Annotated in this window: 16 protein-coding genes, 1 tRNA gene and 1 pseudogene; 10 read left to right on the forward strand and 8 right to left on the reverse strand. The window is 64.2% G+C overall.

The features are described 5' to 3' along the window. The first annotated feature begins 31 nt into the window (after positions 1-31). Positions 32-874 (forward strand): GNAT family N-acetyltransferase, encoded by an 843-nt coding sequence (locus J4G43_RS31840; protein ID WP_208087393.1) that lies wholly within the window; start codon positions 32-34, stop codon positions 872-874. Positions 875-892: 18 nt separating this feature from the next. On the opposite strand, the gene J4G43_RS31845 is transcribed toward J4G43_RS31840, so the two are convergent. After that, the gene (locus J4G43_RS31845) at positions 893-1,342 is read right to left on the reverse strand and encodes a hypothetical protein (protein ID WP_208087394.1); all 450 of its coding nucleotides are present in this window, start codon (positions 1,340-1,342) and stop codon (positions 893-895) included. Between the two features lie 520 nt (positions 1,343-1,862). Between J4G43_RS31845 and J4G43_RS31850 the strand changes: the two genes are divergently transcribed. Then, complete coding sequence (locus J4G43_RS31850) at positions 1,863-3,716, forward strand: alkaline phosphatase family protein (protein ID WP_063982655.1); 1,854 nt, start codon at positions 1,863-1,865, stop codon at positions 3,714-3,716. A gap of 70 nt (positions 3,717-3,786) precedes the next feature. Here J4G43_RS31850 and J4G43_RS31855 read toward each other — a convergent pair whose 3' ends face one another. Further along, positions 3,787-4,353, reverse strand: a complete 567-nt coding sequence (locus J4G43_RS31855) for a hypothetical protein (RefSeq protein WP_208087395.1) — start codon at positions 4,351-4,353, stop codon at positions 3,787-3,789. Between the two features lie 381 nt (positions 4,354-4,734). Between J4G43_RS31855 and J4G43_RS31860 the strand changes: the two genes are divergently transcribed. Next, entirely contained in the window at positions 4,735-5,394 is a 660-nt protein-coding gene (locus J4G43_RS31860) for a peroxiredoxin (protein ID WP_014494579.1), read from the forward strand. 137 nt (positions 5,395-5,531) lie between these two features. Here J4G43_RS31860 and J4G43_RS31865 read toward each other — a convergent pair. Further along, positions 5,532-7,261: pseudogene (locus J4G43_RS31865) on the reverse strand (methyl-accepting chemotaxis protein). Positions 7,262-7,430: 169 nt separating this feature from the next. Here J4G43_RS31865 and J4G43_RS31870 point away from each other — a divergent pair. After that, entirely contained in the window at positions 7,431-8,822 is a 1,392-nt protein-coding gene (locus tag J4G43_RS31870) for a cryptochrome/photolyase family protein (RefSeq protein WP_249814878.1), read from the forward strand. Between the two features lie 66 nt (positions 8,823-8,888). Beyond that, positions 8,889-9,209, forward strand: coding sequence for a histone (locus tag J4G43_RS31875; protein ID WP_208087396.1), 321 nt, complete (start codon positions 8,889-8,891; stop codon positions 9,207-9,209). A 57-nt stretch (positions 9,210-9,266) separates the two neighbouring features. On the opposite strand, the gene J4G43_RS31880 is transcribed toward J4G43_RS31875, so the two are convergent. The 3 genes from J4G43_RS31880 to J4G43_RS31890 all read right to left on the reverse strand — a co-directional run bounded on the left by J4G43_RS31880 (position 9,267) and on the right by J4G43_RS31890 (position 11,528). Then, positions 9,267-10,013: a hypothetical protein gene (locus J4G43_RS31880; protein ID WP_063982651.1), complete on the reverse strand. Its 747-nt coding sequence runs from the start codon at positions 10,011-10,013 to the stop codon at positions 9,267-9,269. 97 nt (positions 10,014-10,110) lie between these two features. Continuing rightward, positions 10,111-10,983, reverse strand: coding sequence for a DMT family transporter (locus J4G43_RS31885; RefSeq protein ID WP_085405495.1), 873 nt, complete (start codon positions 10,981-10,983; stop codon positions 10,111-10,113). Between the two features lie 98 nt (positions 10,984-11,081). Beyond that, positions 11,082-11,528 (reverse strand): hypothetical protein, encoded by a 447-nt coding sequence (locus J4G43_RS31890; protein ID WP_063982650.1) that lies wholly within the window; start codon positions 11,526-11,528, stop codon positions 11,082-11,084. Positions 11,529-11,818: 290 nt separating this feature from the next. Here J4G43_RS31890 and J4G43_RS31895 point away from each other — a divergent pair, with 290 nt between their 5' ends. Then, a complete protein-coding gene (locus tag J4G43_RS31895) occupies positions 11,819-12,082 on the forward strand; it encodes a hypothetical protein (RefSeq protein WP_063982649.1) in 264 nt (87 codons plus the stop codon). Between the two features lie 30 nt (positions 12,083-12,112). Here the strand turns inward: J4G43_RS31895 and J4G43_RS31900 are convergent, their stop codons facing one another. After that, positions 12,113-12,574: a host attachment protein gene (locus tag J4G43_RS31900; protein WP_071912919.1), complete on the reverse strand. Its 462-nt coding sequence runs from the start codon at positions 12,572-12,574 to the stop codon at positions 12,113-12,115. Positions 12,575-12,885: 311 nt separating this feature from the next. Between J4G43_RS31900 and J4G43_RS31905 the strand changes: the two genes are divergently transcribed. The 4 genes from J4G43_RS31905 to J4G43_RS31920 all read left to right on the forward strand — a co-directional run bounded on the left by J4G43_RS31905 (position 12,886) and on the right by J4G43_RS31920 (position 14,977). Then, the gene (locus tag J4G43_RS31905; protein WP_071912916.1) at positions 12,886-13,164 is read left to right on the forward strand and encodes a hypothetical protein; all 279 of its coding nucleotides are present in this window, start codon (positions 12,886-12,888) and stop codon (positions 13,162-13,164) included. 141 nt (positions 13,165-13,305) lie between these two features. After that, on the forward strand, positions 13,306-13,524 hold the full coding sequence (locus J4G43_RS31910; protein ID WP_225005769.1) for a hypothetical protein: 219 nt from the start codon (positions 13,306-13,308) through the stop codon (positions 13,522-13,524). Positions 13,525-13,670: 146 nt separating this feature from the next. Further along, a complete protein-coding gene (locus J4G43_RS31915; RefSeq protein ID WP_166097176.1) occupies positions 13,671-14,636 on the forward strand; it encodes an AraC family transcriptional regulator in 966 nt (321 codons plus the stop codon). A 188-nt stretch (positions 14,637-14,824) separates the two neighbouring features. Continuing rightward, entirely contained in the window at positions 14,825-14,977 is a 153-nt protein-coding gene (locus J4G43_RS31920) for a hypothetical protein (protein WP_014494567.1), read from the forward strand. A gap of 50 nt (positions 14,978-15,027) precedes the next feature. On the opposite strand, the gene J4G43_RS31925 is transcribed toward J4G43_RS31920, so the two are convergent. Further along, positions 15,028-15,104, reverse strand: a tRNA-Arg gene (locus J4G43_RS31925). Positions 15,105-15,246 lie beyond the last annotated feature (142 nt).

The raw sequence follows: 15,246 nt of genomic DNA on the forward strand, positions 1-15,246 counted from the left end.
GCCGCCAGGTCCACCGCCGAAGGCATCCGTCATGAGCGATCTGCAGATCCGCAATTTGCGCCCGGAGGAGATCGCCATCGCCGTCGACTGGGCCGCAGCCGAGGGCTGGAATCCGGGCCTCGGCGACGCCGCCTGTTTCGCGATCCCGGACGCGAAGGGCTTCTTCGTCGGCGAGATCGACGGCCAGCCGGTCGCAACAATCTCCTGCGTCAATTACGATGATCGCTTCGCCTTCCTCGGCTTCTACATCGTGCGCTCAGGCTTTCGCGGCGCGGGCCACGGCCTGCGCATCTGGAACGCCGCGATCGCGCATGCGGGCGCCCGCGTGATCGGGCTCGACGGCGTCGTCGCGCAGCAGGATAATTACAAGAAGTCCGGCTTCCAGTTGGCCTACGCCAATATCCGCTACGGCGGCATCGTCGCCGCGCCGCCGAATCCGCCCGCCGAAATCGTCGCGCTCGACAATGTCCCGTTCGCGCTCGTTGAAGCCGACGACGCGACCGTCTTCCCGGCCGCGCGCAGCACCTTCCTGCGCGCCTGGATCAACACATCAGGCCATCTCGGCGGTGCTCTGCTGCGGGACGGCGAGCTCGCGGCATGGGGGGTGATCCGGCCCTGCCGGACCGGCCACAAGATCGGCCCGCTCGTCGCCGACGACCGCGGAGCGGCGGAAGCGATCGTGCAGGCCCTGCTGGCAAGCGCAGGCGGCGGCGAAGTCTTCCTCGACGTCCCCGCGATCAATCGCGAGGCCATCGCGCTCGCGGAATCGCTCGGGCTCAAGCCGGTGTTCGAGACGGCGCGGATGTACACAGGGCCGATCCCGCCGCTGCGGATCGACCGCGTCTTCGGCGTGACCAGTTTTGAACTGGGCTAGCTGGGCGGACGACGCCGCTCAGTAGCAGCGCATGATGTTGACGGTGTGCTCGCCGCCGCCGCGGCCGGGCACCGTCACCTGCTCCGTCGGGCAGCTCGGCACATAGGGCCGGTCGGACGGCACCACATTCGGCGGGAAGCGATGGGTCCAGTCCCAGGGAACGTCGTACGTATAGGTGTAACGCACGTCGGTGGAGGCCGGCTGCCCGGAATCGACGAAAGGCTGGTTATAGCCTGCGTTGTCGTAGAACCCGCCGCCGCCCGGCCAATAGACCCAAGGCGTGTTGCGGCCGCGGAACCGGGCGCCAGGACCGATCTGCGGACGCGCGATCGCGCCGGAAGGCGCGGCGGCCATCCCGTGCGCGACGGTGGCGGTGGCGCCGGGCCTGGCAAAACCGTCATTGGCAGAAAGGAGCAGCGCGGCTGCGCTGAGCGAGGCGAAGAGCGCCCCATATGATCTGGACATCATGATACGCACCAACTCGTTTTGGCTTCGGCGGCTCCCCACCGCACGCTAGGCCGGGCCGTCGCCCACCCGCAAACGTATAATTAATTGTTGGTTAAGGCACGGGATTAACGGGGTACCTGGTGCGGCAAGTCGCCCGGGATTCTGTGCTGATTTCAGACACTTCGTTCCGGGGTAGTCCTCATGACCCGTTGATCGGAGTTGATCGCGCTCGTCGAATTGGCGGCGGCAATTTTGCTTGAAGTCGCCTCCTCCGTCATTGCGAACACAGCGAAGCAATCCAGGGTTTTGCCACGGAGGAATTCCGGATTGCTTCGGTGCCCTCGCAGTGACGGCGTCGAGGCGGCTGAGCGCAATAACTGTGATCTCGTGCCCGACAACGCCCCATCCGTGGGTGCCTGGTCACCTCCCCGTCACTTCTGCTTGCTCCCTGGGTCTTGTAACAAAACTGTCATGCAGCAAAACTAAACGATGGCCTGGGGCCGCGGTCGCGGCCATTGCCGCCTCACCGCAGGAGATTTCGATGCGCCGTTCACTGGTGTTGCTGTCCGCCGGGCTGACAGTCTTGTCCACCGGACTTGCCTCCGCCCAGAACAACACACCCCGCAACCTGATCCTCTTCATCCCCGATGGTCTGCGCGCGCTGAAGGTGACGCCGGAGACCGCGCCGGCGATGGCCGAGGTCCGTGACAAGGGCGTCAACTTCAAGAACCCGCACTCCCTCTTCCCGACCTTCACCATGGCCAACGGCTCGGCGATGTCGACCGGCCACTATCTCGGCGACACCGGCGTGTTCTCCAACACGATCTGGACCAATTATACGTCCGTCCCCGCCGGCGACACCGTGGTCCCCTTCATCGAGAACGACGCCGTGCTCGGCGACATCGACGAGCATTTCAAGGGCGACTATCTCAACGAAGAGACGATTCTGAAGATGGCCCGCGACAAGGGCTTCAGCACCGCGGCGATCGGCAAGGTCGGTCCAACCTACCAGTTCGACCACACTGACAAGCCCGAAAAGGCCGGCCTGCATTCGGTCGTGTTCGACGACTCCACCGGCGGCAAGAACGGCGTGGCGCTGTCGGACGAGGTGAAGGACGCGCTGACCAAGGCCGGTCTGCCCCTCGCCACGCCGCCGCGCGGCGACAATTCCAAGGCGGGCGATGCCAAGACGCCCGGCACCGTCGTCGCCAACGTCGCGCAGCAGGCTTATTTCGCCGACGTCGCCGCCAAGGCCGTGCTGCCGATGTTCAAGGCGCGCAACAAGCCGTTCGTGCTGGTGTTCTGGTCGCGCGACCCTGACGGCACCCAGCACAACCAGGGCGACAGCCTCAACCAGATCAAGCCGGGCATCAACGGCCCGAGCACGATGGCAAGCATCAAGAACGCCGACAACAACCTCGCCCAGCTCCGCAAGGCGCTCGACGAGCTTGGGCTGGCCGCGAATACCAACATCATGATCCAGGCCGACCACGGCTTCTCGACCATCTCCAAGGAGAGCAAGACCAGCCCCTCGGCCAAGGTCAGCTATGACGACACGCCGAAGGACTTTTTGCCGATGGGCTTTTTGGCGATCGACCTCGCCAAGGCGCTCGACCTGCCGCTGTTCGACCCCAACGACAAGAACGCCGCCGTCACCGGCAACGCCCATCCGAAGGCCGGCAACGGCGTGCTCGGCAAGGATCCGACCAAGCCTGACCTCGTCATCGCCACCAATGGCGGCTCGGACCTGATCTACCTGCCGAACAAGGACAAGAAGCTGGCGGTCAAGACCGTCAAGGCGCTGCTCGAGCAGGATTACGTCTCCGGCCTGTTCGTGGACGACTCGCTCGGCCGCATCCCCGGTACCCTGCCGCTGTCGAGCATCAATCTGCGCGGCAAGTCGGCGACGCCAACGCCGGCGATCGTCGTCAATTTCCGCTCCTATGCCAGCGATTGCGGTGAGGCGCCGACCAACTGCTCGGTGCAGGTCGCAGACACCGTGCTGCGCCAGGGCCAGGGCATGCATGGCAGCTTCAGCCGCGGCGACACCATGAACTTCATGGCCGCGATCGGTCCGGACTTCAAAGCCGGCTATGTCAGCCAGATCCCGGTCAGCAATGCCGACGTCGGCATGACGGCCGCCCAGCTCATGGGCCTGCGCGGCCCGCAGAACGGCGGCCTTGTCGGCCGCGTGATGTCGGAGGCCCTGCCCAACGGCATCGTGCCGAAGGCCTATACCGGCACGCTGAAGTCCAAGCCCGCAGAGGGCGGCCTGGCGACCGTGCTGAACTTCCAGCGCGTCGGCAGCCAGCGCTATTTCGACGCCGCCGGTTTCCCGGGCCGCACGCTCGGGCTTGAGCCGGACGCCGGCAAACAAAAAACGGCGGGGAAATAACCCCGCCGCTGTCTGTCGCGCCTCGCAAGGGGCGCGACAGTCCTGTCTAACTCTTACATTCCCAGATCTTTTACATGCCGATGTCGAACACGTTCGGCAATTGGCCCGCCAAAGGCAGCGCAGTGGCGCCCAGGAAGGTCGCCACCATCGCCATCAGGCGACGGTTGTTCTGGCGCTTGCCGCGCATCTGTCCGGCGATCCACTCCAGCATCTCGCTGTTGACCTTGGCGGCGTAGGACGGCGCCCAGCTCTCGATCTCTGCCGACAGCGCGACGCTGCGCGGCGGCACCTTCAGGCCCGAGGCGCTCGCGGCGTAATGGGCAACGGCCTTGGCGAGCAGGTCGTCGAACTGGCCGCCATCGGTGCGCTCGGTTGCGGCTTCATTGATCTCGAACAGCGCCTCGGCTTCGGCGCGGCTGACCGGCTGGTCGTTGACGGCCGTAGCGGTCAGGATGCGCGCGCACCAGGCGGTGTCATCGGCATCGAGCGAGCGGGAAAAGTGGACCCGGCCCTTGGTGGTCGGGCCTTCGCCCGTGATCACGCCGTCGCGCACGACGGTCAATGCATGAGCCGCGGTATCGCGGCAGGACGGTTCGAGGGACGGCGACTCAACAGACTTATGCGCAGCGGCAGACATAGTTCACTTCCAGATTTCTTCTGATCGACCAGCATTTTCATGCGGGCGTAAAGGGGTGGTTAATGATTCGATACGGGGATCGCGACTTTTCTCAATGGTTGCCGATTAGTCGCTACGAGGACCATTTCGGTTCCGGAGGCGTCGGGGCGAGCGTGATGCGGGTCATAAAAGGCTTTATGGGGGCAATCGAGACCGTACGGCTCCGGTCGAGATGTTTCGTCGCAGGCGCGGCTGTAACAGAAAGGTGCTAGGAAATCGGCCCTTCAGAGAAGAAATTCACATTTTACTTGAAGCGGTTCACTTAGGGTCGCGAAGACCCTATACTGACCGCGACGACCGAAGATAAATTACCAAGTAAATTCAATGAGATGAGGTAGAACCATGACGCTCCCGATCGGCACCACCGCGCCCGACTTCGAAGCCGAGACCACCGAAGGGAAGATCAAGTTCCACGACTGGATCGGCAATAGCTGGGCTCTCCTGTTCTCCCACCCCAAGGACTTCACGCCGGTTTGTACGACCGAGCTCGGCGCGCTTGCCAAGCTGAAGCCGGAATTCGACAAGCGCGGCGTCAAGCTGATGGGCCTTTCGGTCGATCCGGTCGACCGCCATTCCAAATGGTCGGAGGACATCAAGGAGACGCAAGGCGCCGCCCCCAACTACCCGATGATCGGCGACACCGACTTCAACGTCTCCAAGCTCTACGAGATGCTGCCGGCCTCGACCTCGGGCGATCCCCTCACCCGCACGCCGGCCGACAACCAGACCGTCCGCAACGTCTTCATCATCGGGCCGGACAAGAAGATCAAGCTGGTGCTGGTCTATCCGATGACCACAGGCCGGAATTTTCAGGAGATCCTGCGCGTCATCGACTCGCTTCAGCTCACCGCCAAGCATCGCGTCGCCACGCCGGCCGACTGGACGCAGGGCGAGGACGTCATCATCGCCGGCTCGGTTTCCAACGACGAGGCGAAGACGATCTATCCGCAGGGCTGGAAGGAACCGAAGCCCTACATCCGCATCGTGCCGCAGCCGAAGTGACTTTTGGCGATCGCGGATAGCGACCGCAAAAAGTCATCCCGGGGCGATGCGTCAGAACCCGGGATCTCGAGATTCCCTGGTGCGCAATGCGCACCGGGGTTCGGTCCTGCGGACCGCCCGGAAATGACCGAGTTGGATTAGGCCGCGTGCACGCGGTCGAGGAAGCTGTCAACCTCGGCCTTCAGATGCAGGCTCTCGCCTGACAGCGCCTGGGCAGACGCGAACATCCGGCTCGAGGTCTCCCCCGTCTCGCTCGCGCCCTTGGCTGCGTGACGGACATTGACCGCGACATCGGCGGTGCCCGAGGCCGCAGCGCGAACGCTGGCCGCGATGTTGTGGGTGGCGCTCCTCTGCTGCTCGACGGCGGCCGAGATCGAGCCCGCGATGCCGCTGATGCGCTCGATGGTCTGGCCGATCGCCTTGATGGCGGTGACCGATTCCTCCGTGGCAAGCTGCATGCTGGCGATCTGGTTCGAGATCTCGTCTGTCGCCTTGGCGGTCTGGCCGGCGAGCGTCTTGACCTCCTGGGCCACCACCGCGAAGCCGCGACCGGCGTCCCCGGCACGCGCGGCCTCGATGGTGGCGTTCAGCGCCAGAAGATTGGTCTGCTCGGCGATCGAGGTGATCAGCTTGACGACGTCGCCGATGCGCGCCCCCGCTTCCGAGAGCTGCGCCATGCGCTGGTCGGTGGCTTCGGCCTGCCGTACCGCCTCGGCGGAGATCTCGTTCGATTCCTGCACCCGGCGGGTGATCTCGGAGATCGAGTGGGACAGTTCGTCGGAGGCCGAGGCCGCCGTGCGCACGTGCTCGGAGGCGTTCTCGGATGCGCCGGCCGACTGCGCCGACAGGTCGGCGGTGGAGCGTGCGGTGTCGGTGAGTTGCCGCGCCACCCGCTCGAACTCACCGGAGGAGCTCAGCACCTTGTCGAGGATGCCGCCGACGCTGCCGCGGAACTGCTCGACGAAATTGCGCAGCTCCGCCTTGCGCTGCTCTGCCGCGGCAGCAGTGGCCGCGGTCTGCTCGCTGCGCAGGCGCGCCCGCTCCAGCGAGTTGCTCTTGAACACCGCGACCGTGCGGGCGATCTCGCCGATCTCGTCGGCGCGATCCTCGCAATCGATCTCGACGTCGCTCTTGCCTTCGGCCAGCGCCGTCAGCGAGCGCGTGACCGAGGTCAGCGGCCTGGTGATACGGCGGACGACCAGCAAGGTGAGGACCAGGACCAGGAGCGCTCAATACCGGCCGCAATCGCCATGCTCTCGATGGCCTGGGTCAGCATGCTCTCGAACTGCGCCATGGGGATGCCGACATAGAGAATGCCGACGACCTTGCCGGTGGCATCCGCGACCGGGAGATAGGCGGTCATGAAGGTCTTGCCGAACAGAGTGGCCGGGCCCTTGTACGCCTCGCCGCGTCGCAGGGCGGCCTGCCCGGGATGATCGGCGGCAAGCTGGGTCCCGACAGCGCGGTCGCCGTTCTCCTTCTTCACGTTGGTCGAGCGGCGGACGAACTGCCCGCTCGCATCATCGAACACGAACAGGGTCGCGTTGCCGCCGACATAGGACACCGCGCGATCGACGATGGCGTGATCCCTGAACTCCGGCATTTTGGGAATCTCGGCGCGCGCCACCCCGCCATCCCGCATCGTGATCTTCGCGTCGGGAACGACCTCGGCAAAAGCCAGGGCCAGCGTGCGCAAATTGACCTCGATGTCGCGCAGCGCACGATCGTTGAAGGCGGAGGTGAGCGACCAATAGCCGGCGCCGACCACGAGCGCCGTGTTCACGGCGATCAGCAGCACGGCGCACAGGACGGCCTTGGTACCCAGCTTGAATTGCGGCAAGAACTTTGCCGTCGCACGGTTGGACATGAATGGAACCACCCCCGGAATTCCTGCATATTCATGCAATCGGCTTACGACCGAATTAACGACGGTTCACACCGCCGCACGTGGCATGCTTGCCAAATTGTAAACGAGGCCTGCCCTGACCACGCCAAGCACGCCGCCTGTCATCGTCTGGTTCCGCGATGACCTCCGCCTGTCCGACCATCCCGCCCTCCATGCTGCCGCGAAGACAGGCGCGCCGGTGATCTGCCTCTATGTGATGGATGAGATGGCCGGACGGGCGCTGGGCAGCGCGACGCGCTGGTGGCTGGCGCAGTCGTTGCGGGCGCTCGGCGCCGAGATCGCCACGCGCGGCGGATCGCTGATCCTGCGCAAGGGGCCGGCGGCCAAGGTGATCCCCGAAGTGGCGCGCGAGAGCGGAGCGGGAGCGGTCTACTGGAACGGGGTCGCGCAGGCGCCACATCAGGCCGTCGAGAAACAGCTTGAAGCGGCGCTGGCAAAGCTCGGCGTGGGCTCGCAGAGCTTCCCCTGCGACTTGCTGGCGCCACCCTCGGCGATCCGCAACAAGGAGGGCCGCGGCCTTCGCGTCTTCACGCCGTTCTGGCGACGGGTGCTGTCGCTGGGCGATCCGCCCAAGCCTCTGCCCACACCGCGGGAGCTACGCCCTGCGCCGCAGCTCGCCAGCGACGCGCTGGAGAGCTGGACGCTCGAGCCGACAAAGCCCGACTGGGCTGGCGGCCTGCGCCAGACCTGGACGCCGGGTGAAGCCACGGCCCGCGTGCGCCTGCGCGACTTCCTCAAGCACACCGCGCGCGTCTATGTCGGCGATCGCGACCGCCCGGATCGCGAGGGGACTTCAAGCCTGTCGCCTCACTTGAGGTTCGGCGAGCTCAGCCCGCGGCAGATCTGGCACGCCGCGCGCTTTGCCGCAGCGGAGAATCCCGCGATCGGGCCCGGCGTCGAAAAGTTCCTGAGCGAGCTCGGCTGGCGCGAATTCTGCCGCCATCTCCTCCACGATCACCCGAGCCTTGCCACCGAAAACCTGCAAACGAATTTCGATGGCTTTCCCTGGAAGAGAGACAAGAAGGCGCTCGCCGCCTGGCAGCGCGGACGCACCGGCTATCCCATCGTCGATGCCGGCCTGCGCGAGCTCTGGCACACCGGCGTGATGCACAACCGGGTGCGGATGGTGGTGGCGTCCTTCCTGGTCAAGCATCTGCTGATCGACTGGCGCGACGGCGAGAGCTGGTTCTGGGACACGCTGGTCGATGCGGATGCCGGCAGCAATCCCGCCAACTGGCAATGGGTCGCCGGCTGCGGCGCCGACGCCGCGCCCTATTTCCGCGTGTTCAATCCAACTCTCCAGGGCGAGAAGTTCGATCCTGATGGAGCCTATGTCCGGCGCTGGGTGCCCGAGCTGAAAGACGTGCCGGCCAGGCTGATCCACCAGCCCTGGCAGGCATCACCGATCGAGCTTGCGAGCGCGGGCGTCACGCTCGGCAAGACCTATCCGCAGCCGATCGTCGACCACGCGAAGGGGCGCGAACGCGCGCTCGCCGCCTACGCAAAGATCCGCAAAGGTTGAGCGCTGCTTTGACTCGATTTTGAAACCCGCTATCGTCATCGCTCCATACAAACCGTGGGGGACGATATGGACGACGAGAAGCCGATCACCGAACAGGCGATGGACACGATCACCACCGCCGTGGAAGCGACCAGCGAAGCCGCAGTCACCGCCGTCAAGAAGGTCAGGAAAGCCGCCAAGAAGGTCGCGAAGAAAGTAGCGCCGAAGAAGGCTTCCAAGAAGGAAGCCAAGAAGGCGACCAAGAAGGCATCCAAGAAATCTGCGAAGAAAGCTTCGAAGAAGGCTGCAAAGAAGTCGTCGAAGAAAGTGGCCAAGAAGGCTGCAAAGAAGGCCACCAGGAAGTTCGCGAAGAAGGCGGCCAAGTCGAAAAAGAAGGCCAAGCGCTGATCGCAGCGCTCGAGCAGGTCTCCGGGGTGCGGGCGCGCCCGGAGACTGCTCCCGCCCCTACCCTCGCCGCTTGGCTGCGCGCCGGCCCGGGTGATGCTCGCCTTGCGGATCACGAAATTCGCTGCGATGGCCGCGCCGGTCCTCCTTGGCGAAGCGCCTCCGCTTCTCGGATGAGCCGAACTGCTTGATCACCTTCCGGCCGTTGACCTTCTTGATGACATAGCCGCCTTCCGTCATCGAGAACGGCGCCTTGAGCGACCCCATATGGTCGAACTTGGTGCCGCGGGGATGCTCGAACGGTTCGAACCAGGACGGATAGACGAAGTTCGACATCGGAAAGCCGTTGACGAGAAAAGACTCCTCTTCCACGGCGTCGCAGACCTCGTAGGCATATTGGGTGTGCCGAGTCTTGTCGGCCCACAGATTGGCCATGGGATCGAGCACCATCTCGAACAGTTCGTGCGAGGCCGCCAGGCTGACCGGATCGTCCTCGCCGAGTGCCTTCAGAAAGATCTTTGAAATCGGCTGGCCGCGGTGCGTCAGTTCGTGCCGCCCGAGGAAGTTCTTGTGGGTGGCGTCGTCAAAATAGAGCAGCTGCCAGTCCGTCGGCTTCGGGTTGCGGGTGACGTCGAGATCGATGGGATAGCCCCAGACCGGCAGGAAATGCTCGTCGTAGCATTTCTGGAGCGCCGCCGTGAGCCTCCCCATCATCCGCTCGCTCATCATCTCCTCGGCGTAGTTGATGCAGGCAATCCGGACCGGCCTCAAGGACCTGCCGAGCAGTGCACGCCGTGCTTTTTTCATGGAAATCACCTTGCCAAAGGGAAGCTGAAATCAGTCCAGCCTAGCACGAGCGCTCGCCGCACGTCAGGGATGTATTCCGACGTACTGGCCTGCCTGCCTAGAAACGCCGATTGACGACGAACACCGCCGCCGCGCACATCGCCATGCCGGCAATCGCCAGCGCATCGAGCTTCTCCCCGAACAGCAGATAGGCCATCAGCGCCGTGACGGCGGGCACCAGGTAGAACAGGCTCGCAACCGAGGTCGCGGCAGCGTGGCGGATCAGCCAGTACAACAGCCCGATCGATCCGATCGAGAGCGCCACGGCAAGCCAGGCAAGTGCGAGCACGAACTCCCGCGTCCAGTGCACCACGCGGTCCTCGAACAGGAAGGCGCCGACCGTGAAGAAGACGGTGACGGCGATATATTGCACGAGATTGCCGGCGCGCCAGTCGATGTGGTTGCAGTAGCGGCGCTGATAGAGCGTGCCGAGCGTGATGCTGATCAACGACACCACCGAGGCGAGCCAGCCGAGCCCCGCCTCGCCGGTCATCGGACGGCCGTGCAGGATCAGCGCTACACCGCCGAGGCCAAGCACCAGCCCCGCCCATTGCACCGGCGTCACGCGTTCGCCGAGCCAGCGGTTGGCGATGGTCGAGGTCAGGATCGGTTGAAGGCCCGGAATCAACGCCGAGAGTCCGGCCGGGATCGAATGCGCGATCGCAATGGCCGTGCCGCCGAGATAGAAGCCGTGGACGAGAATGCCGGCAACGGCGCTATGCGCGACGTCGACGCGGTCCGGCCATTTCGGTCGCGCGATCGCCACGATGATCGCCATCAGGCCGACCACGATCGCCATGCGAATGGCGAGATAGGTCAAGGGATCGGCGTTGTTGATGATGTATTTGGTGCCGATGAATCCGGTGCTCCAGAGCACGACGAACAGGATCGGCGCGGCGCGGGCGGTCAGGGCTTCTTGATTATGGTTCATTGCCGCCCTCATTGCCCGACCGGGGCCTATGCGGCAATGCGAATTTCCGAACGAGCGATGCTGCGCTGCGACGGACAGCGGGCGCGCAGCTCAGCCGCTCACCATTCTTCCGGACAGGGGTCGATGATCTTCCAGAGCTCGACACCGTTCTTGATCTTCTTCATGTCGGTGGTGAGCCCGCCATTGCGGCGGATCCAGTCCTTCACTGTGTTGGGGTAATAGGACATCAGGTCGGACGTCCCTTCCGCGCTGGTGACCTTGATGCCGAAGGTGAAGGCCTTGTCGTAATAGGCCTGATGGAAGCCGAGGCTGGCGCGCGGCGTCACGCAGATCTTGTTCATCGGCACCATGCCGAGCACCAGGGTGCAGGCCGAGTTGCAGATGCCGTCGATGATGACGCGCTCACCCTTCTCGCGGACGCGCTTGTACTTGGCCTTGTACTCCTCGACGTAGCCGCCGTGGTCACGGGTGATGTGCAGCTCGGCGCGCGCCGGCGTGGCGGCGGCGACGGAGAGCAACAGCAGGCTCAAAAGCGTGATGCGCATGGTGCGTGACGGCGAAAGCCTTCAGGAATGAACCGGCCTCGAAGGACCCCCAAAGGGCCGGCGACAGGATTCTTAAGCGAATTCTCTTTGGCCATACTTGTGTGGGGAATTCGTTAAGCATCCCGAAAAGGCCAAAAATGGGCAGCCTTGGACCCGCTTCCGGCAATTCTGTCACACCCACCCCGGAATCGGCGGGATTGGCCCCGATTTCCAGGCCCCGGACGGGTGTCCCGGCGGCCCGAAATGGCTATAAACACCTGACCTATTCGCGCGGGTTCCGGAGAATCGAGATGAGCACGTTGAAGCTTGTAGCCGCGGTTGCTGCCCTGTCGGCCGCCATCCTCGCCCCCAGCCTTGCGGAGGCGCGGGGACACCACCGGTACCACCGCCACTACACCAACCCGCTGCCCTACCCGATCAGCTATCTGCACAATTACGGGCCCGGCGTTACCCCCGGCACCTTCGCCTTCTACGACGGCCCGTCGAACAACCGCTGCTACCAGAGCTCAGCCACCTATATCGGCCAGGACGGCCGCCGGCACCCCTGCTTCTGAGGGGCGCTGGCGCGTCCTCTGCGGGTGCCGCTATTTGGCGGCGCCCGACAGCAGCAATTGCTTCTCGATCTCGTAGACCGGCAGCTTGACGAGGTCCTTGCCGACCTCGCCCTGAAGCGCCTTGCGCACCACGACCGAATAATCGGCGCGGATCATCCCGAGCGCGCGTGGTGAGGCCACCATGGTCAGGGCCGAGGTCTCGCCCGCGCTGACGGCGGCATCGAGCCGGCCGGCCAGGTTCCGCAGGAAGGCACGCTCGGCCTCATCGTGCCAATCGGTCTGCTCGACCGAGCTGCGCGCGCCGCCGACGGCGGCGTTCAGCCGGCCCGGCGCATCGGTCCCTTGCGCACTGGTCGAGGGATTGGGCTGCTCGTGCACCTCCCGGGTGTGGAGGTTCGGAAACATCTCGTCGCCGAGGTTTTCCAGAATGAGCGCCTTGCGCCCGTCGCACACGATCAGCCAGTCACCCTTGTCTATTCTCATCTTGTCCATTGCACAGCTCCAGGCAATCTCGCGAGCCTGCTCTTCGAATTCCTCGAAGCGCTGGCTACGGCAAGACTAGGGATGAAGTCGTGCCGGCGAATTGCGCAGGATCAAAGATGAACGCAATGTCCTGCCAGGCAGCGCCAGTGCAAGCGCAGCATTGGTCACGCGCGCGAACCTGGGATAATCTTGCGAAGCGAAAAGTCAGGTCTGCGGCGAGCTTTGCTGAAGATTTGTTCATCAGCATTACATTTCGGTTCCGCCACAATTTGATCAGAACAACTTCGATATCCTGTATTGCGTAAGCAGAGGAAGACATCATGAATCTCAAGACTGGCCTCGTCGCCGCATCCCTGTTCGGTGCCATCATGGCATCACCGGCGGCGTCCGCCATGCCCATCGCGCCCGCACCTGCGACGCCGCAGGTCTCCGACGTCGAGCAGGTCCGCATGGTCTGCGACGCCTGGGGACGCTGTTTCTGGCGCCCGAACTATGATGGGTATTACGGCCCGCGGCCGTATTACGGGCCCCGATATTATGGGTATGGGCCGCGCGCCTATGGGCCTCGCTATTACGGACCACGCTATCGCCGCTGGTGATTTCCAAAGGGGCCCTCTCGGGCCCCTTCGCTTTTGCGAGATCGCGCGTTGTGTCCATTCGCGTACCCGCGGCTTGCGTGGAGCGATTCCAAAACTGATCTAGATCAAAGATGAAATTCGATGTGCCGTCATTCTGCGTCGATGGCGGATTTCATTGTTTTCCGATGCCCTCAGACGGGCATGAATGTGCAGACGCATCTCGAGAGGCAGCCAAGGCCTGACGAGCGGAGCCTTGACGAGCGGAGGCTTGAGGGGCGGCGGCTCGAGGGGCGGAGCTTCGAGTCCTTCGCCTGTCCCGCCTGCACGCGTCTCCATTTCATCGACCTCGCCTCAGGCCAACCGATGAACCGGAACCGTTGACGGTGACATCGACCCGACGCGCCGCGTGGCATGATGTCCGCAATACTACGGCCTGGAATCCGGTTTACTGAATCATCCTGTTTCGCCATTGATTGCGATGTATTGATTTTCATTTAATTGTCACATTGCAGCATCCGGCCAGAAGCATGTTCTTCGACGCTCTCGCCCCCTCCTCCGCCCTCCAGTTGATCCGGTTTTCCGACGTCGACGCGTTTCGGCCGGCCGAGTCGATGGAAGACGCCCGCAGCATTCCGCTCGACGTCGCCAACTTCGCTGCGGCGCGTGCGATCGTGAACCTCCCGGGGTGCCGGATCATCGTGGCGAGGTCGTTTGCGCGGATCCTCGATACCGCCTATCGCGCACCGGGCGGCATGGTGATCCTGCCGATGACCGACGATCTGCGGGCCAGCTCGAGCGGGATCGAACTCGACTCGCGCGTTTTCATCGCCTTGCGCGGCAATCATCATTGTCATTTCGTCGAGCATCAGACCAATTACCACGCGCTGATCATGTTCTCCCCCGCGCTCAGGGATCGCGGCTGGTTCGATCGCGCCGATGCATTGTGGGTTCGCATCGCGGACCCCGTGGCGCATCTCTACGCGCGTCAGCTTGTTCTCGACATCCTGCGGACCGCGTCCGTAGAGCCGCACATGTTCGAAACCACCGAGGTCGCCGCGCATCTCCAGGAGGGTCTGCTGCTCGCCTTCGACGACCTGTTTCAAATCGACCCGTTGTCTGATCGCACCGCCCCGAATGCCGGCGCGCGATCAGCCAGGCTCGTGCAACAGATCGACGATTACGTCTCGGCCTATCCGACCGCTCCGATCTATACGGCCAATCTCGCCGGCGAGTTGGGTGTTTCGGTCCGAACGCTCGGCGGCGCGGTGAGCAAGGTGCGCGGCATGAGCCTGCATCAGTACATCCGCCTGAAGCGGCTGTGGGCCACACGCTCGCGGCTCCTGAAGGGCGGCGGCGCGACGGTCGCCACGTGCGCACGCGCCCAGGGATTTCATCACCTCGGCGAGTTTGCCGCGGCCTACCGCGCGACCTTCCACGAGGCGCCCTCCGACACGCTGGCACGGGCCCGGCACACCTGCCGTTCCGCAAGCTGACATCACAGGCGCGACGCCGATGGCTTGCCTTGACCACGCGTCGGGGGGCTATGGAACAGGTTCCCTCGAACGAGGTTGTCAGGTCCGAGCAGTGCGCCGCCAGCCAGTCCCGGGGGCGCGCTGACAAACCCCGCGCGCCCTACGCGCGGGGTTTTTCTCGCCGTCAATCAAGTGGTTCAGGGAAGAGAATGTCTATCAACCGTAACGTCCTGTTTCTGATCATCGGCGCTCTGGTCGTCACGGCAGCCGTGCTCGGCTACAATCTCTACCAGGCGAAGAAACAGCCCGACGGCCTGCAGATCAATGTCGGCCCCAATGGGCTGAAGATCCAGGGCAAGTAATGGGACCCGCGAATTCGGCCGGCCGGGCCTCAAGGCTCCGGCCTGGCAAGTGGCGCGCTCGGAAGGATTCGAACCTCCGACCCTCGGAATCGAAATCCGATGCTCTATCCAGCTGAGCTACGAGCGCCCCGGCCCGGGTATGGGGCCGCAACCGAGAAGCGCCGGACCGCTGCTGGCAAGCCAGCGCACCGGACGGCGTTCGGATCGGTTCGAATTAGCAGAGAGATTGACCAATAAAAAGCCCTCCCCGTCTCGATTCGAGACGGGTC

Origin of the sequence: Bradyrhizobium barranii subsp. barranii (assembly GCF_017565645.3) — a bacterium.
Classification (GTDB): Bacteria; Pseudomonadota; Alphaproteobacteria; order Rhizobiales; family Xanthobacteraceae; genus Bradyrhizobium; species Bradyrhizobium barranii.